This window comes from Lacinutrix sp. MedPE-SW, assembly GCF_001874145.1.
Taxonomy (GTDB): domain Bacteria; phylum Bacteroidota; class Bacteroidia; order Flavobacteriales; family Flavobacteriaceae; genus Lacinutrix.
In genome coordinates this window covers 72,938-92,398 of record NZ_MPCX01000006.1, presented here as the reverse complement: position 1 = coordinate 92,398, position 19,461 = coordinate 72,938, and the positions used below count along the sequence as shown (strand labels likewise).

Annotated in this window: 19 protein-coding genes; 13 read left to right on the top strand and 6 right to left on the bottom strand. The window is 29.9% G+C overall.

The features are described 5' to 3' along the window. Window positions 1–92 precede the first annotated feature (92 nt). Entirely contained in the window at window positions 93–1,007 is a 915-nt protein-coding gene (locus BM549_RS07480) for an AraC family transcriptional regulator (RefSeq protein ID WP_290469702.1), read from the top strand. On the opposite strand, the gene BM549_RS07475 is transcribed toward BM549_RS07480, so the two are convergent. Continuing rightward, on the bottom strand, window positions 997–2,382 hold the full coding sequence (locus BM549_RS07475; RefSeq protein WP_290469701.1) for a sodium:alanine symporter family protein: 1,386 nt from the start codon (window positions 2,380–2,382) through the stop codon (window positions 997–999). The two genes, BM549_RS07480 and BM549_RS07475, sit on opposite strands and share 11 nt — an antisense overlap. Before the next feature lie 173 nt (window positions 2,383–2,555). Here BM549_RS07475 and BM549_RS07470 point away from each other — a divergent pair, with 173 nt between their 5' ends. The 6 genes from BM549_RS07470 (at window position 2,556) to BM549_RS07445 (ending at window position 6,979) form a co-directional block, all read left to right on the top strand. Beyond that, window positions 2,556–3,119 carry a TetR/AcrR family transcriptional regulator gene (locus tag BM549_RS07470; RefSeq protein ID WP_290469700.1) on the top strand — a complete coding sequence of 188 codons (564 nt, stop codon included), beginning with the start codon at window positions 2,556–2,558 and terminating at the stop codon, window positions 3,117–3,119. A gap of 74 nt (window positions 3,120–3,193) precedes the next feature. Further along, window positions 3,194–3,745: a carboxymuconolactone decarboxylase family protein gene (locus tag BM549_RS07465; RefSeq protein WP_290469699.1), complete on the top strand. Its 552-nt coding sequence runs from the start codon at window positions 3,194–3,196 to the stop codon at window positions 3,743–3,745. Between the two features lie 86 nt (window positions 3,746–3,831). Then, window positions 3,832–4,476: a DsbA family oxidoreductase gene (locus BM549_RS07460; protein WP_290469698.1), complete on the top strand. Its 645-nt coding sequence runs from the start codon at window positions 3,832–3,834 to the stop codon at window positions 4,474–4,476. 74 nt (window positions 4,477–4,550) lie between these two features. Beyond that, entirely contained in the window at window positions 4,551–5,630 is a 1,080-nt protein-coding gene (locus BM549_RS07455; RefSeq protein WP_290469697.1) for an L-dopachrome tautomerase-related protein, read from the top strand. Between the two features lie 29 nt (window positions 5,631–5,659). Beyond that, entirely contained in the window at window positions 5,660–6,367 is a 708-nt protein-coding gene (locus BM549_RS07450; RefSeq protein ID WP_290469696.1) for a haloacid dehalogenase type II, read from the top strand. Between the two features lie 66 nt (window positions 6,368–6,433). Further along, window positions 6,434–6,979 carry a DUF4269 domain-containing protein gene (locus tag BM549_RS07445; protein ID WP_290469695.1) on the top strand — a complete coding sequence of 182 codons (546 nt, stop codon included), beginning with the start codon at window positions 6,434–6,436 and terminating at the stop codon, window positions 6,977–6,979. 71 nt (window positions 6,980–7,050) lie between these two features. Here BM549_RS07445 and BM549_RS07440 read toward each other — a convergent pair whose 3' ends face one another. Together BM549_RS07440 and BM549_RS07435 are read right to left on the bottom strand one after the other, a co-directional pair. Continuing rightward, complete coding sequence (locus BM549_RS07440; RefSeq protein WP_290469694.1) at window positions 7,051–8,004, bottom strand: phosphoribosylaminoimidazolesuccinocarboxamide synthase; 954 nt, start codon at window positions 8,002–8,004, stop codon at window positions 7,051–7,053. 77 nt (window positions 8,005–8,081) lie between these two features. Next, window positions 8,082–9,038, bottom strand: coding sequence for a PhoH family protein (locus BM549_RS07435; protein WP_290469693.1), 957 nt, complete (start codon window positions 9,036–9,038; stop codon window positions 8,082–8,084). A gap of 122 nt (window positions 9,039–9,160) precedes the next feature. On the opposite strand from BM549_RS07435, the gene BM549_RS07430 reads away from it, so the two are divergent. The 6 genes from BM549_RS07430 (at window position 9,161) to BM549_RS07405 (ending at window position 15,341) form a co-directional block, all read left to right on the top strand. Next, on the top strand, window positions 9,161–10,009 hold the full coding sequence (locus BM549_RS07430; RefSeq protein WP_290469692.1) for an SAM-dependent chlorinase/fluorinase: 849 nt from the start codon (window positions 9,161–9,163) through the stop codon (window positions 10,007–10,009). 23 nt (window positions 10,010–10,032) lie between these two features. Next, window positions 10,033–10,329 (top strand): putative quinol monooxygenase, encoded by a 297-nt coding sequence (locus BM549_RS07425; RefSeq protein WP_290469691.1) that lies wholly within the window; start codon window positions 10,033–10,035, stop codon window positions 10,327–10,329. Between the two features lie 4 nt (window positions 10,330–10,333). Next, a complete protein-coding gene (locus BM549_RS07420; protein ID WP_290469690.1) occupies window positions 10,334–11,128 on the top strand; it encodes an SDR family oxidoreductase in 795 nt (264 codons plus the stop codon). A 32-nt stretch (window positions 11,129–11,160) separates the two neighbouring features. Then, complete coding sequence (gldG, locus tag BM549_RS07415; protein WP_290469689.1) at window positions 11,161–13,560, top strand: gliding motility-associated ABC transporter substrate-binding protein GldG; 2,400 nt, start codon at window positions 11,161–11,163, stop codon at window positions 13,558–13,560. A gap of 124 nt (window positions 13,561–13,684) precedes the next feature. Next, window positions 13,685–14,803, top strand: coding sequence for a DNA polymerase III subunit beta (dnaN, locus tag BM549_RS07410; RefSeq protein ID WP_290469688.1), 1,119 nt, complete (start codon window positions 13,685–13,687; stop codon window positions 14,801–14,803). Window positions 14,804–14,954: 151 nt separating this feature from the next. Next, entirely contained in the window at window positions 14,955–15,341 is a 387-nt protein-coding gene (locus BM549_RS07405; protein ID WP_290469687.1) for a hypothetical protein, read from the top strand. 55 nt (window positions 15,342–15,396) lie between these two features. On the opposite strand, the gene BM549_RS07400 is transcribed toward BM549_RS07405, so the two are convergent. The 3 genes from BM549_RS07400 to BM549_RS07390 all read right to left on the bottom strand — a co-directional run bounded on the left by BM549_RS07400 (window position 15,397) and on the right by BM549_RS07390 (window position 19,425). Further along, window positions 15,397–15,954, bottom strand: coding sequence for a hypothetical protein (locus tag BM549_RS07400; protein ID WP_290469686.1), 558 nt, complete (start codon window positions 15,952–15,954; stop codon window positions 15,397–15,399). 8 nt (window positions 15,955–15,962) lie between these two features. Continuing rightward, a complete protein-coding gene (locus BM549_RS07395) occupies window positions 15,963–18,020 on the bottom strand; it encodes a T9SS type A sorting domain-containing protein (protein WP_290469685.1) in 2,058 nt (685 codons plus the stop codon). 187 nt (window positions 18,021–18,207) lie between these two features. Further along, window positions 18,208–19,425 (bottom strand): hypothetical protein, encoded by a 1,218-nt coding sequence (locus BM549_RS07390; RefSeq protein ID WP_290469684.1) that lies wholly within the window; start codon window positions 19,423–19,425, stop codon window positions 18,208–18,210. Window positions 19,426–19,461: the final 36 nt, after the last annotated feature.

The following is a 19,461-nucleotide window of genomic DNA, read 5'->3' as shown; positions in this document are numbered from 1 at the left end:
ATCAAATTCTAATTTTATTGAACAATCTTATCATTGTTTTGAACATATCTATTATTAATAGAATTGTTCTATAATTTTTTGTAATATTGAGTATGGAGCCTTTGCTTAAAAGACATAAAAGAAATAGAAAACTGACCACTTTAGTGGAAAACAGAACAACCTATAATGCTGATTATGCAGAACTAAATATTTACGAAACTCATGCTTTTGCAGAAAAAGTATCTTTAACTTTTAATTTTCCTATTATAGCAAGTATGCTTACAGGTAAAAAAGTAATGCATATTGATGGTTTTGAAGCTTTCGATTTTTTTCCTGGTGAATCTGTAGTAATGCCAACGAAAAAAGAAATGGTTATAGATTTTCCATTAGCAACGAAAGAAAAGCCAACACAATGTTTGGCTTTAGGCATTGATGCCTTTAAAATTAATGAAGTTGTTGAAAAATTTAATCAGCAAGTTGCTATTGAAAATGAAAATAATACTTGGAATTTAGATGAAACAGCTTCACATTTAATTAATAATACAGATGTAAACCATTTAATTGAAAGATTAACCTACACTTTTACTAACAACAATAAATCTAAAGACGTATTATTAGATTTAATGATACAAGAATTAATTGTAAGATTACTGCAAACAAAGGCAAAATCATTAATAATAAACGATCCTCATCAAGTGTTTAATGACACCAGAATTGGAACCGTTATTAAGTATATTAAAGAGAATTTAACAAATAAAGATATTAGTGTGGATATTTTAGCTAAGAAAGCATACATGAGTACTTCTCATTTTCATAAGCAATTTAAAAATACGTTAGGTATTTCACCTATAGACTATATAAACTCTGAAAAGATAAAGTTTTCAAAAAAACTAATTAAGGAATCTAAAGATTTTAGAATGTCTGAAATTGCTTTTAAATCTGGTTTTAATAACACAAGTTACTTTAATAGGCAGTTTAAAAAAATGGAATTAATGACACCACAGCAATTTAAAAATTCTATTCAATAGCGTTATTTTTCATTCTTTTAAAATACGCTTTTGCTTCTTTTATAACCCTTGGTGCTAATATTAATGTCGCTGTCATTGTTGGTATTGCCATTAAAGCAAAAACACCATCAATAAGATTTATCATTAAAGCCAACGATGTTGTTGCTCCTAAAATAATACTTAATATGTAGAAGTAGTTGTAATAATGTTTGTACTTATCTCCTATTAAAAAAGACAAACATTTACCGCCATAATAAGCATAAGAAAATAATGAAGACACACTAAAGACCACAATACATAACAATAATAAATATTTACCAAACGTTGGCATTGCAGCACCAAATGCATTAGCTGTTAAACTAACACCATTAGCTTCGGTAGTTTGCCAAACACCTGTTACTAAAATTGCTAAAGCTGTAAGTGTACACACAATTAAAGTGTCTATTGCAGGACCTAACATGGCTACTAAACCTTCGCGAATAGGTTCGTTAGTTTTTGCTGCACCATGTGCTAAAGGCGCAGTACCAATACCTGCTTCGTTAGAGAATGCACCACGACGAATTCCTAAAACAATTAGTCCACCCAATAAACCACCTAAAAAGGCATCACCTTTATAATTTTCTGCAGCAAAAGCATCAGTAAAAATAAGTTTAAAATAATGTGGTACAACTTCAGCATTAACAAATAAAACAATTAGAATAAGTACAAAATATAATAAAACCATACTTGGTACTAACTTAGATGCTACTTTACTTATTCGGTTTAAACCACCTAAAATAACAATAGATGTAATGGTTACTAATACTAAACCAATAATTAGATTAGAACTAAAATCTACGGTAAATCCATTAGGTTTTAAAACAATATCATTAATGGCCTGTGTTAATTGATTAACGTTAAAAACAGGTAAAGCACCTATTAAACCACAAAAACTAAATAAAATGGCTAAAGGTTTCCAATGCTTACCTAAACCTTCCATAATAAAATACATTGGTCCGCCTTGAGTTTTTCCTGCGCTATCTTTACCTCTGTACATTATAGCTAAACTTGAGGTAAAAAACTTTGTAGACATACCAACAATGGCACTAACCCACATCCAGAAAACAGCACCTGGACCACCAATTGAAATAGCAACAGCTACTCCAGCAATATTGCCCATACCAATAGTAGACGATAAAGCAGTGGTTAATGCTTGAAAATGGGTGATTTCTCCTTCATCTTCTTTATTATCATATTTACCACGAAGCACTTGTATAGCGTGACCTAAATATCTAAATGGTAAAAACTTAGATAAAATAAGTAAATACAATCCACCACCAATTAGTAAAACCAATAATGGTAAACCCCAAACAAATGAAGCAAAATCTGCAATAAAATCATTAATAATCTTGTACATCTACAATTATATTTTAAAACCTTAAATATAGCTATAATCTATACATTACTTAGTATTATTTTAATGCATTTACAGTCTAAAAACCCAAATATTTGTTAATCCCTTTTTTGTTTCTAAACAATTGGTTAGTTTTGTTGAGTAATTAAATATTATCGCTTTCGCGGAAATAATAAATGGCTAGAAAAAAACAATATAACGAAGCTGAAGTTGTAGAAAAAGCAATGAATCTTTTTTGGAAAAAAGGGTACGAAACAACTTCTATGTTAATGCTTGAAAAAGAAATGGGCATTAATAAGTTTTCTATATATTCTAGTTTTGGTAACAAACATGGTTTGTTTTTAGAAAGTTTAAAACTTTATAAATCTAGAGTTAATATTACTTTAAATAAACTAAAAAAAGGAACCAAAGGCGTTGAGGATATTAAAGATTTTTTTTATGATTCTATTAATTCAAACTTAAAAAGCGGCAATAAAAATGGATGTTTTGTAACTAATACCTATAATGAGTTTTCTAATAATGAAGACGAGATAATTAAGAATCAAATGAATGATTTCATGAATAATTTAAAAGAAATTATAATTGAAAAATTAAAAATTGATTCTAATAAAGATGAAGCTACAATATTAAAACAGGCTAATTATTTATTATTAGCAAAACATGGTTTAGCTGCTGCATCTAGAGTAAATACAAAAAAAGAAATTGAAGATTACATTGAAATGATTTTTAAAAATTTATAAATCATTTTTTTTAAACAATAACTAAACGAACGTTTAGATAATATTAACATATCAACAAATAAAAAAGAAAAATTATGACAACATTAAAAATTCACAACATCGAAACTGCACCAGAAGCTAGTAAACCATTACTAGAAAAATCTAAAAAAGCTTACGGTATGGTTCCTGGTTTACACGGTGTATTAGCAGCGTCGCCTCAAATATTTGAAGCTTATCAAACTTTACACGAATTATTTACACAATCTTCATTTAACGAAGAAGAATTAACTGTAGTTTGGCAAGCAATAAATGTTGAGCACGCATGCCATTACTGTGTTCCTGCACATACAGGAATTGCAAACATGATGAAAGTAGATGAAAATATAACTGAGTCTTTACGTAACGAAACACCATTAGATAATGAAAAATTAGAAGCATTACGTACAATGACATTATCTATTGTAAGAAATCGTGGTAATGTATCTCAAGCAGATTTAGATGCATTTTATGCCGCTGGATATGAGGAAAAGCATATTTTAGATATCATTTTAGGTTTGTCTCAAAAAACAATTAGTAACTATACTAACCATATAGCAAATACACCTGTAGATGAGGCTTTCGAAAAATTTGCTTGGTCAAAAAAATAATAATCCCTTAAATTCATTTAATAATAGTAAACCTTCTAAATTTTACAGAAGGTTTACTATTTTAAGTAATACATAAAATTAAGATAATGGCAGATAAATTAAAAATAGATATCGTATCAGATGTTGTGTGTCCTTGGTGTACCATTGGTTACAAACGTTTAGAAAAAGCAATACAAGAATTAGGTATTGAAGATAAAATAGAAATAGAGTGGCAACCTTTTGAGTTAAACCCAAACATGCCGGCAGAAGGTCAAAATGTTATAGAGCATATAACCGAGAAATATGGCTCTACTCTAGAACAACAAAGAGCATCGCAAAAACACATGACAGAAGCTGGTGAAGCACTAGGTTTTAAATTTGATTATTATGACGATATGCGAATGGCAAATACTTTTGATGCACATATTTTATTAGAATATGCAAAAGATTTTGGCAAACAAACCGAGTTAAAAATGACCTTAACTAAGGCTTTTTTTAGTGATAGAAAAGATGTATCTAAAAGAGAGGTTTTAAAAGAAGCTCTTTTAGAAGTTGGTTTAAATGCAGAAGAAGCTTTAGCAAAGTTAGATAGTGATAACGCACGAATAGAGGTTAGAAACAAGCAAGACTTCTGGAAAAACATGGGAGTTAACTCTGTACCAACCATAGTTTTTAATCGTAAAAGTGCCGTAACTGGTGCACAACCTGTAGATACTTTTAAACAAGTACTTTCAGAATTAACAACAAATTAAGCATAAATAGCATAACCCATTTATACTAAATTGGTATATTTAAAACTATATAATTTCAATCTTAATACTTAAAAATGAAACCGTTACACTATATTTTATTTCTTTCTATTTTATTTATTTCATGTAAAGAAAAACAAGAAAATAATACAGAATCTATTCCTGTTACAGAGCAAACCAAAACACCAAAAGTTACCCAAATAACGGCGTTTAAAGGTCAACAAGTTACCGGTATTTCTGTTAGTAACGACGGACGCATTTTTGTGAATTTTCCAAGATGGCGAAAAGGTGTAAATAATGCTGTAGTAGAAGTAAAAAACGACACTGTTTTACCTTTTCCCAACAAAGCATGGAACTCGTGGGAAATTGGAGACCAAGTAGAAACTGATAAATTTGTTGGTGTACAATCTGTAGTTGTATATAATGATTTAATTTACATTTTAGATACTAGAAGCGCATTGTTTCAAGAGGTTTTAGATGCTCCAAGAGTTTTTGTATTTAATATAAATACTAAAAATTTAGAGCACACATATATTTTAAATGAAGGTGCATATCATCCAAATTCATATATAAATGATTTACGTTTAGATAAAAAGAATAACAAAATATACTTTACAGATTCTGGAAATTCTGGATTAGTAATTTTAGATTTAAAATCTGAAAAATTTACACGTGTTTTAGATAATCATCCTTCAACTGAAGCTGATGCTGAGTTTTTAACCTTTGGAACTAACAAATTTGAAAAGCAAATACACTCCGATGGAATTGCTTTAGACACTAAAAATGATAAATTATATTATCACGCACTTACAGGTTATAATTTACACAGTATATCTACTGAAGCTTTAACTCAAAATAACACTGAAGCCATTGAAAATGCAGTAACATTTGAAACTAAAACAGCTGCACCAGACGGTATGATAATGGATGAAAACGGCAACCTATATTTTGGTGATTTAGAAAACAGTAAAATTATGTACCGTAAACCAGATGGTAGCATACATACTTTAGTTGAAGGTGATGTTATAAAATGGCCAGATACATTTAGCATTTATAATGGCTATTTATACTTTACCAATGCTAGAATTAATGAAGCTGGTGAAGATATTTCTAATATGGAGTTTACCGTTAACAAAATTGCTTTAGCAAAAAAATAATTATAAATTTTAAGTAAAATTTTAAACGCATGAGTACTACTATTAAAACTATAAATTTTATAAAACCTAAAGTAGTATTCTTTGATGTAAACGAAACACTTTTAGATTTAAAGCCATTAAAAAAGGAAGTTAAAGCCGTTTTAAATAATCAAGACCATTTGTTGTCTTTATGGTTTACTACACTTTTACAATATTCATTAGTAGTTTCTGCAAGTAAACAATATAAACCTTTTGGACACATTGGTGCTGCAGCTTTACAAATGGTTGCTGCAAACAATAATGTTTTTATTTCTGAAGAAAAAGCAAGAAATATTGTGCTTAAAGGTTTACAAAATTTGCCACCACATCCTGAAGTAAAAAATGCTTTAAATAATTTAAAAAACGAAGGTTTTACACTTGTGGCTTTAACCAATTCTAACAATGAAAGTTTAAAAACTAAAATTGAAAATGCAGGTTTAACCCAATATTTTGACAATTTATTAAGTATAGAGTCGGTTGGAAAATTTAAACCTTTTACAGATGTTTATAATTGGGCTGCTAATAAAATGAGCGTAAAACCAGAAGATTGTATGCTTATTGCTGCACATGGTTGGGATGTTGCTGGTGCGCTTTGGGCTGGCTGGCGTGCTGCTTTTATAAGCAGACCTGGACAACAAACGTTTCCTTTAGCGCCAAAAACTGAAATTAATGAAAGTGATTTACAAAAGGTGGTAGAGGTTTTAATAACTTATGAGTAAGTATTTATTTCTAATTAAAAAGAATTAATTTTAAACTTGTTTTTTAACCAACTGAAAATTACAATTTTGATTGAAAATTTTACCACTATTAAATATTTAAAAAATGGAAATAAGAAACAAAAAGAAGCGTATCTAGACTTAAAAAGTAATAAGGTACTAGAGTTGTTAGCTCCTTTTAATCCAATATTAACAGGTACAATTCCTATTGGTATTGATATACCAGAAAGTGATTTAGATATAATTTGCGAATGCAAAAATCACGATGATTTTTCAACATTTTTAAAACAGAAGTTTTCAGGGTATAAAGATTTTAATATTTACCAAACCATTCAAAACACTATACCATCTACCATTGCGACTTTTAAAACGGAAAATTTTCTATATGAAATTTTTGGCCAAGACATTCCTACTAAAAATCAAAATGCATATAGACACATGCTTCTTGAAAATAAAATTTTAAAAGAAAAAGGACTTCAGTTTAAAAAAGATATTATTACATTAAAATTAAAAGGCTTCAAAACGGAACCTGCGTTTGCTAAATTATTAGATTTAAAAGGTGATCCCTACAAAGCATTATTAGCTTTAGAAAATAGTAACATTTCTTTTAATTAATAAATCCTAAATTTGTAAAAAAAAAGAGCTTGCAAATGCAAGCCCTTTTTTGTGTGTGTAATTATAAGTTTCTATTTTAAATACGCTAAAACATTAGTTTCAATACGCTCTTGTATGTTAGACACATCGGCTTTTATAAAAGGTTCTCCCATAATGTTTTCGTATAATTCTATATAACGTTCAGAAACTGTTTCAATATATTCATCACTCATTTCTGGTACAGTTTGTCCTTCTAAACCTTGAAAATTATTTGAAATTAACCATTGTCTTACAAACTCTTTAGACAATTGTTTTTGGGTTTCGTTATTATCTTGACGTTCTTGATAACCTTCAGTATAAAAATAACGTGAAGAATCTGGTGTATGTATTTCGTCTATTAAAACAATTTTTCCTTCTTTAGTTTTTCCAAATTCGTACTTGGTATCTACTAAAATTAAACCTCTAGAAGCTGCTATTTCAGTTCCTCGTTGAAATAATTTACGCGTATAATCTTCTAAAATAACATAATCTTCTTTAGAGACTATGCCTTTTTTAAGTATATCTTCTCTCGATATATCTTCGTCATGATCTCCCATTTCTGCTTTAGTTGCAGGAGTAATAATAGGCTCTGGAAATTTATCATTTTCCTTCATACCATCTGGCATGGGTACACCGCAAAGCATACGTTTTCCTGCTTTATATTCACGTGCTGCATGACCAGAAAGGTAACCACGAATAACCATTTCTACTTTAAAAGGCTCACATAAATGACCTACTGCTACATTTGGATCTGGTGTTGCTGTTAACCAATTTGGCACCAAATCTTCTGTGGCTTTCATCATGCTTGTAGCAATTTGATTAAGAATTTGTCCTTTGTAAGGAATTCCTTTAGGCATCACAACATCAAAAGCACTAAGCCTATCGGTTGCAATCATTACTAATTCTTCATCATTTATATTATAAACTGCTCTTACTTTTCCTTTATACACGTTTTTTTGTCCTGGAAAATTGTAATTTGTATCTGTAATTGTATTGCTTTTCGCCACTTTTTTATAGTTGGTTTTAGTTGTGTTGTTTGTATAATTGACAAAATTATAAATTACTTACTAATATCGCTTATAGTTTAAGCATCAATATTTTCAATTTTTTTATAGGCTGCAATAACTTTTTTAACCAGTTTATGTCTAATAACATCTTTATCATCCAGAAAAACCATACCAATACCATCAATATCTTTTAGTACTAATAGTGCTTCTTTTAACCCAGAAATTGTACGGCGTGGTAAATCTATTTGTCCTGGATCTCCTGTTAGTAAAAACTTTGCGTTTTTTCCCATACGTGTTAAAAACATTTTCATTTGTGCGTGTGTGGTATTTTGACCTTCGTCTAAAATTACAAATGCATTATCTAATGTTCTACCACGCATAAAAGCTAAAGGTGCAATTTGTATAGTACCATTTTCTATATATTGTGCAAGTTTTTCGGGAGCAATCATATCGCGTAACGCATCGTATAAAGGCTGCATATAAGGATCTAATTTTTCTTTTAAATCTCCTGGTAAAAAACCTAAATTCTCTCCTGCTTCTACTGCCGGACGTGTTAATATAATACGTTTTACTTCTTTGTTTTTTAAAGCTTGTACAGCTAAAGCAACACCTGTATAGGTTTTTCCAGTTCCCGCAGGACCAATGGCAAAAACCATATCATTTTTACGCATTAACTCTACTAATTTACGTTGGTTTGCTGTTTGTGCTTTTATTAATTTACCATTAACGCCATGTACAATAGTTTCACCACTTTTAGCACTTGTAGTATAATCATCACTACTTTGGCTAGTTAATACACGTTCTATAGCATTTTCATCAAGCTTATTATATTTAGCAAAATGTTTAAATAACATGGTGAGCCTTCTATCAAACTCTTCTAAAAGATCTTCTTCACCGTAAGCTTTAATTTCGTTACCTCTGGCAACAATTTTTAATTTTGGAAAGTGCTTTTTTAAAAGCTTAATGTTTTCGTTTCCAGCTCCAAAAAATTCTTTTGGATTGATTTCTTCAAGTTGAATAATTATTTCGTTCAAAAGCGCATAGATTTAATTAAGAATTTCTATTCTAATTTCTTAGTTTTGTTTTGTTTTATAAACTTAAGGAAGTTACACAACTTTTATTCACTTTAATCAAAATAAATATCAACAATTACTAAATGGCAATTATCACATTAACTACAGACTTTGGTGAGAAAGATCACTTTGCTGGTGCGATAAAAGGCGCTATTTATACTGAAATGCCCGATGTAAGGATTGTTGATATCTCTCATTCTATTTCTCCTTTTAATATACCTGAGGCTGCTTATGTAATTCAAAATGCATATAGTAGTTTTCCCGAAGGAACCATACATATTATTGGAATAGACTCTGAAATCAACCAAGAGAACAAACATATTGCCATAGAATTAAATGGACATTATTTTGTTTGTGCAAACAATGGTATTATGAGTATGATTTGCGCCGAAATTTCACCTAAGCAAATTGTAGAAATTAATATTCACGATAAAATAGAAACCAGTTTCCCTGTATTAGATGTTTTTGTAAAAGTGGCTTGCCATATTGCTCGTGGTGGCACATTAGGCGTTATAGGTAAAAGTATAGATAAAATAAAACCTATAAAAAACTTAGAACCTTACGTTAATGAAGAAAAAACGCAAATAATTGGTAGTATTATTTATATTGATAATTACGGTAATGTAGTTACCAATATTAAAAAATCGTTTTTTGATACACTTTGTAAAAGTAGAACCTACGAAATCTCTGCAAGAAACCATAAGTTTAAAAAAATACATACAAAATACAGTGATATTGTAAATTTTAATACACCTGAAGAATTAAGAAACGATGAAGGTCGTGGTTTAGTAGTTTTCAACTCCTCAAATTATTTAGAAATTGCTATCTACAAAGGTAACACTGGTAATGTTGGTGGAGCAAGTTCTTTAATGGGATTAAAACTTAGAGATACTGTAACAATAAATTTCTTTAAAGAGAATAGAGCCTTTTAAACTTTAAAAATAAAAATTATATAATGTTTGTAAGAATTGTAAAAATGAGTTTTGCTGAAGAACATATAGAACAATTTCTAAGTAATTTTGAAACTGTAAAACAGAAAATTCGCAATTTTGAAGGTTGCCAGTTTTTAGAACTTTATAGAGACAAACACAATACAAATATTTTTTTTACGTATTCTTATTGGAATACAGAAACCGATTTAAACAACTATCGCCACTCTAAATTATTTAAAGGCGTTTGGGCGCAAACAAAACCAATGTTTAATGCTAAACCCGAAGCCTGGAGTGTAGATAAATTAACCAGTTTAAAGTAATTGAATGACTTTTAAAGATAAAATTATTTGGATTACAGGAGCATCTTCTGGTATTGGAAAACACCTTGCTATGGTCTTATCTCAATATAATGCCAAACTTATTTTATCTTCAAGAAACGAAAACGATTTAAAACTTGTTAAAGCGCAATGCAAAAATCCAGACTTAGTTAAAATAATACCGCTAGACTTAGAAAACACAGTAACTTTTAAGCAAAAAACAGAAGCTGCAATTACTAGTTTTGGTCATATAGATATTTTGGTTAACAATGGAGGAATAAGCCAAAGATCACTAGCTAAAAACACAGCTTTTGAAGTTGATAAACGCATTTTAAATATTAACTATTTAGGCACAGTTGCACTTACTAAAGCTTTATTACCACATTTTATTGTAAGACAAGCAGGACAGTTTGTAGTAACTACAAGTATTGTTGGTAAAATTGGTACTCCTTTTCGCTCTAGTTATGCAGCAAGTAAACATGCGTTACATGGCTTTTTTGATAGTTTAAGAGCAGAAGTGTTTAATGATAATATTAAGGTTACACTAATTTGTCCAGGATTTGTTAAAACTAATGTTTCTATAAATGCATTAACAGGAAATGGTACTGCTCAAAATACCATGGATAAAGCCACTAAAAATGGTATAAAACCAGAGCAATTTGCAAAAGTAATGGCTAAAGCTATTTATAATAAAAAACAAGAAGTTTATATTGCTGGTTTTAAGGAAAAACTTGGTGTTTACACCAAACGATTTTTTCCTAAATTGCTCTCTCTAATGATTAGAAAATTAAGCGTAATCTAAAAGGTTACCCAAATTATAACATAAAGTAAATAATGTTCGCACTTTTAAAAAAAGAAATAAACTCATTTTTCGCTTCTCCAATTGGTTATTTGGTAATAGCCATTTTTCTATTACTAAACGGCTTGTTTTTATGGCTGTTTAAAGGCGAATTTAATGTGTTAGATTACGGTTTTGCAGATTTATCATCATTCTTTTTATTAGCACCATGGATTTTAATTTTTCTTATTCCGGCGGTTACTATGCGAAGTTTTAGCGATGAGAAAAAACAAGGAACTTTAGAGCTTTTGTTAACCAAACCTATTTCACATTTACAAATTGTACTAGGTAAATACTTTGGCGCATTTTTACTAATTATTTTAGCGCTTATTCCTACTCTACTCTATGTTTATACCGTTAACCAATTAGGGAAACCTGTTGGCAATCTAGATGTTGGTAGTACATTAGGCTCGTATTTTGGATTACTTTTTTTAGTTGCTGCATATACCGCCATTGGTGTTTTTTCTTCAACATTAAGCGACAATCAAATTGTAGCATTTATTATTGCTGTATTTCTATGCTTTTTATTTTATGTTGGTTTTGAAGGCCTTTCAGAGTTTTTAAACAGTACATTTATTGAACAATTAGGCATGGCCTCGCACTTTAAAAGCATGAGTCGCGGTGTTTTAGATACGCGAGATATATTATATTTTTTAAGTATTACAATCTTTTTTGTGTTTTTAACGGTAAAACGAATTAATCTAGAAGGTGCAAAAACCATTAACAAATTCAACCTTTTATTATTACCACTAGCACTTCTGCTAATAAACATATTTATTAGTTCAAGATTTTATGGCAGATTCGATTTAACATCTGATAAACGTTATACTTTAAACGAAGCATCATTAAATGTTATAAAAGATGTAAACAGACCAATTGTTATTGATGTGTTTTTAGAAGGTGACGATTTTCCTTCGGAATTTAGAAGACTTCAAACTGAAACAAGACAGTTACTTGAAGAATTTTCGGCTTATAACAGTAATATAAAATTTAGTTTTATAAATCCAATTGAAGATGAAGCTACTCGTGACCAAAATATAGCACAATTAAGTGAACGTGGTTTAAAACCAATGCAACTTAGCGTACAAGAAAACGGGCAGCAATCACAACGTGTTATTATTCCTTGGGCATTAGCTAGTTACGATAATCAAACCATAGACATCCCGTTAGTAAAATATAAAGTAAATGCCAACCAGCAAGAATTAGTTACTAACTCTGTACAACATTTAGAATACGCCTTTGCAGATGGTTTAAGCAAATTGGTAAACCCAAAACGTAGAAAAATTGCCATTTTAAAAGGAAATAATGAATTGCCAGATCTTAAAATTGCCGATTTTTTAAAAACATTAGGGCAGTATTATTACATCGCACCATTTACTTTAGATAGTGTTGATACTAATGCACAAAAAACATCAAAATCTTTAAATAGTTACGATTTAATTATAGCTGCTAAACCAACTGAAGCGTTTACAGAAGCCGAAAAATATGTACTAGACCAATATACCATGAATGGCGGTAAAAGCCTTTGGTTAGTAGATAAAATTATCATGGAAAAAGACAGTTTATTTAATCCTGAAGGAAAAAATATAGCGGTACCAAGAGATTTAAATTTAACCGATTTCTTTTTTAAATATGGTGTTAGGGTAAACCCTTTACTTACTAGTGTAAAAAGTCAAAACATTGGTCGTATTACGCTAGAAACAGGACAAGATGAAAGCTTAAAATTACAGCATTTTCGTTGGCCATATTCTCCATTAGCACTTAGTGACGTTAATCACCCAATTGTAAATAATATAAACTTTGTAAAGTTTGATTTTGCAAACCAAATAGATACGCTTAAAAACGCTATTAAAAAGACTATTCTTTTAAAAAGTGACAAACCAAGCCGTTTAGAAGGTACGCCTAAAGAAATTAGTTTAGGTTTTGCACTTAAAGAACCTGCTCAAGAGTTATTTACTAAAGACAGGCAAAACCTTGCTGTGTTATTAGAAGGTGAATTTACTTCGGTTTACAACAATCGTGTTAAACCAATTACACTTGAAAACGACAAAACAAAAAGTAGCAATACAAAAATGATTGTTATTGCAGATGGAGACGTTATTAAAAACGATTTAGACAAAGGAAGACCAACAACTTTAGGTTTCGATAAATGGACAAAAGAAACCTACGGAAACAAAGAATTTTTACTCAATGCTGTTAATTATCTTTTAGATGACGATGGACTTATAAACATTCGAAGTAAAGAAGTTGAAGTTGCCTTTTTAGATTATGCAAAAATTGCAAAACAAAAAACCAAATGGCAACTGGTTAACATTCTATTGCCATTATTGATATTAGCACTGTTTGGTATAATATTTAATTTTATAAGAAAACGTAAATACGCTAAAAAACATTAAAAAATAATGATGAAATATGCCGTTTCTTAAGAAAAAACTTGTTAATAAGTTTGTTTCAGTTTTAAACAGTTAAGCAATATATTTGTAATAATCAATTTTATAGAATTTAACGACCATTTCATATATGAAGTTTATAGTATCAAGTACTTATTTACTTAAGCAACTACAAGTTTTAGGAGGTGTAATAAACAACTCAAACACCTTACCTATTTTAGATAATTTTCTTTTCGATATTGATAACAATGCGCTTACAGTTTCGGCAAGTGATTTAGAAACCACTATGTCTTCAACATTAGATATAGAAAGTGATAGTAAAGGTAGTGTAGCAATTCCTGCTAGATTATTATTAGATACTTTAAAAACATTTCCAGAGCAGCCATTAACTTTTACAGTAGAAGAAAACAATACGGTAGAAATTAGCTCAAACCATGGTAAATATGCTTTAGCTTATGCAGATGGTGCTGAGTTTCCAAAAGCTGTATCTCTTGAAGATCCAAGTGCTACAACAATTTCTGGAGATATATTAGCAACAGCAATTAGTAAAACAATTTTTGCTGCTGGTAACGATGATTTAAGACCAGTAATGAGTGGTGTGTTTTTTCAATTCTCTACAGATAACTTAACTTTTGTAGCTACAGATGCACACAAACTAGTAAAATACACTCGTGAAGATGTTTCTGCTTCTCAAGTTGCAGAATTTATTATGCCTAAAAAACCATTAACGTTATTAAAAGGTATTTTATCTTCTAGTGACCAAGATGTAACTATAGAGTATAATGACTCTAATGCTAAATTTACTTTTGAAAACACAATTTTAATTTGTCGTTTAATTGATGGTAAATACCCTAATTATGAAGCGGTAATACCAAAAGAAAACCCTAATAAATTAAGTATAGACAGAACACAATTTTTAAACTCTGTAAAACGTGTTAGTATTTTTTCTAATAAAACTACACACCAAATACGCTTAAAAATTGCTGGTGCAGAATTAAATATTTCTGCAGAAGATATAGATTACTCTAACAAAGCTGAAGAACGTTTAACTTGTGATTATCAAGGAGACGATATGCAAATAGGTTTTAACTCTCGTTTTTTAACAGAGATGCTTAACAACTTAAATGCTACAGATGTACAATTAGAAATGAGCATGCCTAATAGAGCAGGAATTTTAACACCAATTGATGGTCTTGATGAAGGAGAACATGTTACTATGTTAGTAATGCCAGTAATGTTAAACAGTTAAAAAAAACACCTTTTTAACTATAAAAAAAGCAATTCATCCGTGAATTGCTTTTTTTTTAATCAAAAAAAAATAAAACTGTACATTTATAATATAATTACCATTTATTAAATAGATAATTTTACATTTTAATAAAATTATTTTAGAAACAGATATGAAATTTATAGCTAAACTAACACTAATTGTTCTTATTTGCTTGACACAATGGTCATGTAATAGTGATGATGATTTAACAGAAGCTAAATCTGCAACAGAAACTGCGTTGGTTGGAGAATGGCTAAGAGCAGATCACCTTATTGATCCTAATGTTGAATATAAAATAACATTATCTAACGATAATGGTAGTGGTCTTATTACAGATTTACGTATTACAGATGAAGGTATAATTTCTAGTGCTAATGAATTAACGTGGCATGTTAATAACAATATGCTATACATTACTTTAAGTGATGATACAGAAATTACAAGTTCTGTTGAGTTTATAGATAATGGTACTGTTATTCTAGCTAACATATCAAACCATCATTTTATAAAACAATAATTACAAATTATTATAAAAAAAGGGCAACCAAATGGTTGCACTTTTTTTATAATTTTTATTCTAGATCGTCTAAAGGCAAAAACGTACCATTATAACTTCCAGAAATTTGGGTACCATCATGTCTTAAAAAGGTAAAGCTTAAAGTTAAATTATCTACAGAATAATTAGTTACCATAATACTACCTTGGGTAACCTCTAAATTCTCATCACTACCACTTTTATAAAATTGACTAAAACCATTTTCGTATTCAGAATTTATAACGTCACCATCTACAATAAATTCTAAATTTGATATTTCAGTTAAATCATAAGTGACATTAGATGTCAAATCTGAATGGTTTATTCTAGCCGTAAAGTAATCTACATTGTTAAGTGTAGTACCGCTATAAGATGCTTCAATTTGTGCTTGTGTTTTATTTGTTAAACTCAAAAACACCGAATTATTTAATGTAGGTTCAACAATAGCTGTATTCATTTCAAAATCTGAATCGCCTACAGTTATTTTATTTGTTACTGCATTGTCTACAATTGAATTATTATCATCGTCTGAAGAACAATTTAATACAGCTAAAGCAAGACACAATAAGATTACAACTTTGTTTAATTTTTTCATTTTAAAAATTACTGTTTTAAGATTTTTATTGTTTGGTTTGATTGGTTAGTGTTTATATTTAAAAAGTACATTCCTGTTGGTAAATTAGAAATATTAATTTGAGATTGATTAGCTATTTCAAGTACTTTTTGACCATTTACATTAAATACTGAAACGTTTTCAATAGTTTGATTAGTCTTAATATTTACAACGTCTATTGCTGGATTAGGATATAATTTTATTGAATTTTTACTTAAAGAAACAGCAGCAACACTTAATGTAGAAACGTATTCATGAGCACCTAAATCTATTGTAGAGTTGAAAATTCTATTGTTACCCGATAAATCAAAATCACCAAATAAAGCAGTATTATAAAATGTGTTTTCTCCATTATCTAAAACGTAAGAGGAACTTGTTGTTGGTTTATAATCTGCACTTAAATTAAGTGATACTGTATTTGGATCTAAATCTTGAACATTAGTAAATAATGGTGCTGCAAAAGCTCCAGATGCGCCTCCATTGTTTGTTATTTGAGTTATAGAATTATTAATTACTAATTCATAATGATTACCTTGTGTACCATAAGAAATATCTCTATCTGCATAAGCTCCGTTTAACGTATTGCCAAAAAAGATAGAGTTATTTATCTCTAAGTGTCCTCTAGTATTATCAGATCCCATGATAATAGCCTGTCCAAAAGATGTATTATTGACGTTTACTACATTATTATTAATAAAAGATGAATTAGTTATTATTAAATCTAAGTCACTGAAGTTTGTAAATGAACCATCAGGAATTCTATATGCATTGATAACAGAAAACTTGGTTTGGTTGTCAGCAAATAGTACGTTAGAAAAGTCTGCAAAAATATTGTTAAAACGATCTGTAAGTAATAAAATAATACTTTGTCCTGTACTTATATTATTTGTAAAACTAACGTTGTAAAGTTTGAAGTTATCTTTTAAACCAAAACCTTTAATTAAAAAGTCATTACTATAGTTATTTTTAAAACTACAGTTTTTTATACTCAGGTTTTCAATCCAAGTTGAAGCACCACTATATCTTGAATAAATAACTCCATTATCTTGATTGTTAGCATTACTTGAGGTATCGTAAATATTTTCTAAAATAAAACCGTCAATAATAATATTAGTAGCATCTACTAATATTAATCTATCGGCATTATCAGATTTATTAGATGTAAAATCACCATCAATATCATCACCGTTCATATCACCTGTAATAACAGTTGCATTAGCTGTATTTATTAAAGATAAATCCCTATCTGACAGTTGAGTTTCAGTACCATCAAAACCACCATAAATAGCAACACTTGTATCATTTATTTCTAATGGCGTGTTTTTAGTTGTTGGCTTATAAACACCTTTAGCTACCCATATTTTACTATTTGGCGTAGCACCAACTAATGCAGCATCAATCGTTGTGTAAGCATCAGCCCAAGAACTTCCGTTATTTGCTCCAGAAGCGTTGGCATCTACATAAACAGGTCCATAATTACAGTTAGAAGAATAGCTAGAGTTTGCATCTCTTGTCCATCCATTAGCATATTGGCCTGCATTAGTATAAGGTGGCGTAAAACTTGCATCATGCTGAATACATGTTAAATTAGGATTTCCGTATGATTTCATGTACGAAAAATTAGCATTATTCCCATTAGCTAAATTTAATTCTACTAACTGATTATTTTGACAATGAATCTGATTTAATGTTGGAATACCACTAACATCTATGGTTGTTATTTGGTTGTTTGCACAATGCAATCGGGTTAAATTAGTATTGTTACTAACATCTAACGATGTTAGGATATTTGAATATACTTCTAATGTAGTTATATTTACAAAAGCTTCAATTCCTGTTAAATCTGTAATTCCTAAACTTGTAGCCGATATTGTTCCTGTAAAGGCTTGCGCTTCTGCAACAGAAATTTCGCTATCACCATTTGTATTAATAGCTGGATCTCCAACAAGATACGCTTTAAAATTAGCATCGGGAATGTTTATTTGTGCATGTATGCTACACCATGCAGTCGCTATTAAAAAAGAAAATAAGAGTAAAGTTTTTTTCATTGTAATTGAGATTAATATTCAACAACAAAATAACTACACTTTTGAAGGTTTTCAATTTGCTTTTTTCTGAATAGCTCTAATTTCTTTCTGAATGATTTATAAAGATTATTTTTACACTAAATATTATAAAAAAAGCCTGCTTAAATAAGCAGACTTTAAAAATTTTAGGTTAATAGCGCGTTTTTAATTATTCGCAATTCATTTTTTGTCCGTATGGCATTTGTCCGTGAATAACACCACCAAATTGTGAGCTACCATAACCGCTACCATTGTACTGTTGCTTGATTAAAAAACCTTGTAAATAGCAGTCGTTATTTTTATTTTTTTCTGTGAATGCACCTTTAATCCAACGGTATAAAATACGACCTGTATATTTGTTTTTTACAATACTCCAATCGTTAGATTCTATGTTTAACTTTAGAAGTTTTGCACCATCTTTTGCAATGGTTTTAGATACATTTTCTTTAGCAAAACTCACTAATGATGTATTACTATTCATACTACCTGCTTTTGGCATTTTTATAGCATCCATGGTTGATTTTGCAGCTGCATCATAATTTGCTTTTAACGTGGCTTCAAACTCTTTTACAATTGGTTTTGCTTTTTCTAACCACTCTACATGAAATTGTTGATCGCCTTTACCAATAACGTTTAAAATAGTAATATCGTTTTCGTGCATATATGATGGTACATTAAATGCGTGTCCACCTTGGTGCGATGCTGCATAAATGACGAACACATCGTCTGCAATTAACATTCCTCTTACTAAAATTGGCATACCTGTACCAAGCTCTAAAGTTTGCGATCGGTCTGCGCCAACTTTGGTTGTAAACATTCCTGAAACCAACTCGTAACCAATATATCCTTCTGGTGACATAGCTACCAGTTCTGGTGTTGTTAAAAAGCGTAACCATGCATAATCTGGATCTTGTGCAGGTAATAAATCTACATTATCACCCATGTCTGTCATTTGGCGTCTTAACTTTACACGATCTACACCAACTGCGCTCATGCCTTTTGTCATTGCAAATGGATACGACATGTATAAAAACTCATCACTTACTGCATTAGCTTGTTTTGGTTTATTAGCTTTGGCTTCTTGTTGCTTTTTTTCAAGATACTTTTGATAGTATAAATCTTGCTTTGTCTGGTCGTTTGGATATTTTTTGGCTAATTCTGCTTTAAATTCTTGATCGGTGTATTCTGTCTTAGATGAATTTTCAGTTGAAGAACTGCCAACCATACTTGAAGCGTTTTCAGATTTTGAAGATGAATTGCTATTTTCTTTTTTATCTAACTTCTTCTCTATTGCTGCTTTGGCTTTCTTTTTAAGCATTTTACCAAATTGAGCATGAGAGACGTTATAGCATAATGCCAAAACGAATAATAGAACTATTTTTTTCATAAGACTTGTGTTTAATAGACTTCAAAATAAAGCACT

What these genes read in the sequence shown, in the direction of transcription:
- BM549_RS07480 (WP_290469702.1), top strand. Translation starts at nt 93, where the DNA reads ATGGAGCCTTTGCTTAAAAGACATAAAAGAAATAGAAAACTGACCACT.
- BM549_RS07475 (WP_290469701.1), bottom strand. Translation starts at nt 2,382, where the DNA reads ATGTACAAGATTATTAATGATTTTATTGCAGATTTTGCTTCATTTGTT.
- BM549_RS07470 (WP_290469700.1), top strand. Translation starts at nt 2,556, where the DNA reads ATGGCTAGAAAAAAACAATATAACGAAGCTGAAGTTGTAGAAAAAGCA.
- BM549_RS07465 (WP_290469699.1), top strand. Translation starts at nt 3,194, where the DNA reads ATGACAACATTAAAAATTCACAACATCGAAACTGCACCAGAAGCTAGT.
- BM549_RS07460 (WP_290469698.1), top strand. Translation starts at nt 3,832, where the DNA reads ATGGCAGATAAATTAAAAATAGATATCGTATCAGATGTTGTGTGTCCT.
- BM549_RS07455 (WP_290469697.1), top strand. Translation starts at nt 4,551, where the DNA reads ATGAAACCGTTACACTATATTTTATTTCTTTCTATTTTATTTATTTCA.
- BM549_RS07450 (WP_290469696.1), top strand. Translation starts at nt 5,660, where the DNA reads ATGAGTACTACTATTAAAACTATAAATTTTATAAAACCTAAAGTAGTA.
- BM549_RS07430 (WP_290469692.1), top strand. Translation starts at nt 9,161, where the DNA reads ATGGCAATTATCACATTAACTACAGACTTTGGTGAGAAAGATCACTTT.
- BM549_RS07425 (WP_290469691.1), top strand. Translation starts at nt 10,033, where the DNA reads ATGTTTGTAAGAATTGTAAAAATGAGTTTTGCTGAAGAACATATAGAA.
- BM549_RS07420 (WP_290469690.1), top strand. Translation starts at nt 10,334, where the DNA reads ATGACTTTTAAAGATAAAATTATTTGGATTACAGGAGCATCTTCTGGT.
- gldG (WP_290469689.1), top strand. Translation starts at nt 11,161, where the DNA reads ATGTTCGCACTTTTAAAAAAAGAAATAAACTCATTTTTCGCTTCTCCA.
- dnaN (WP_290469688.1), top strand. Translation starts at nt 13,685, where the DNA reads ATGAAGTTTATAGTATCAAGTACTTATTTACTTAAGCAACTACAAGTT.
- BM549_RS07405 (WP_290469687.1), top strand. Translation starts at nt 14,955, where the DNA reads ATGAAATTTATAGCTAAACTAACACTAATTGTTCTTATTTGCTTGACA.
- BM549_RS07400 (WP_290469686.1), bottom strand. Translation starts at nt 15,954, where the DNA reads ATGAAAAAATTAAACAAAGTTGTAATCTTATTGTGTCTTGCTTTAGCT.
- BM549_RS07395 (WP_290469685.1), bottom strand. Translation starts at nt 18,020, where the DNA reads ATGAAAAAAACTTTACTCTTATTTTCTTTTTTAATAGCGACTGCATGG.
- BM549_RS07390 (WP_290469684.1), bottom strand. Translation starts at nt 19,425, where the DNA reads ATGAAAAAAATAGTTCTATTATTCGTTTTGGCATTATGCTATAACGTC.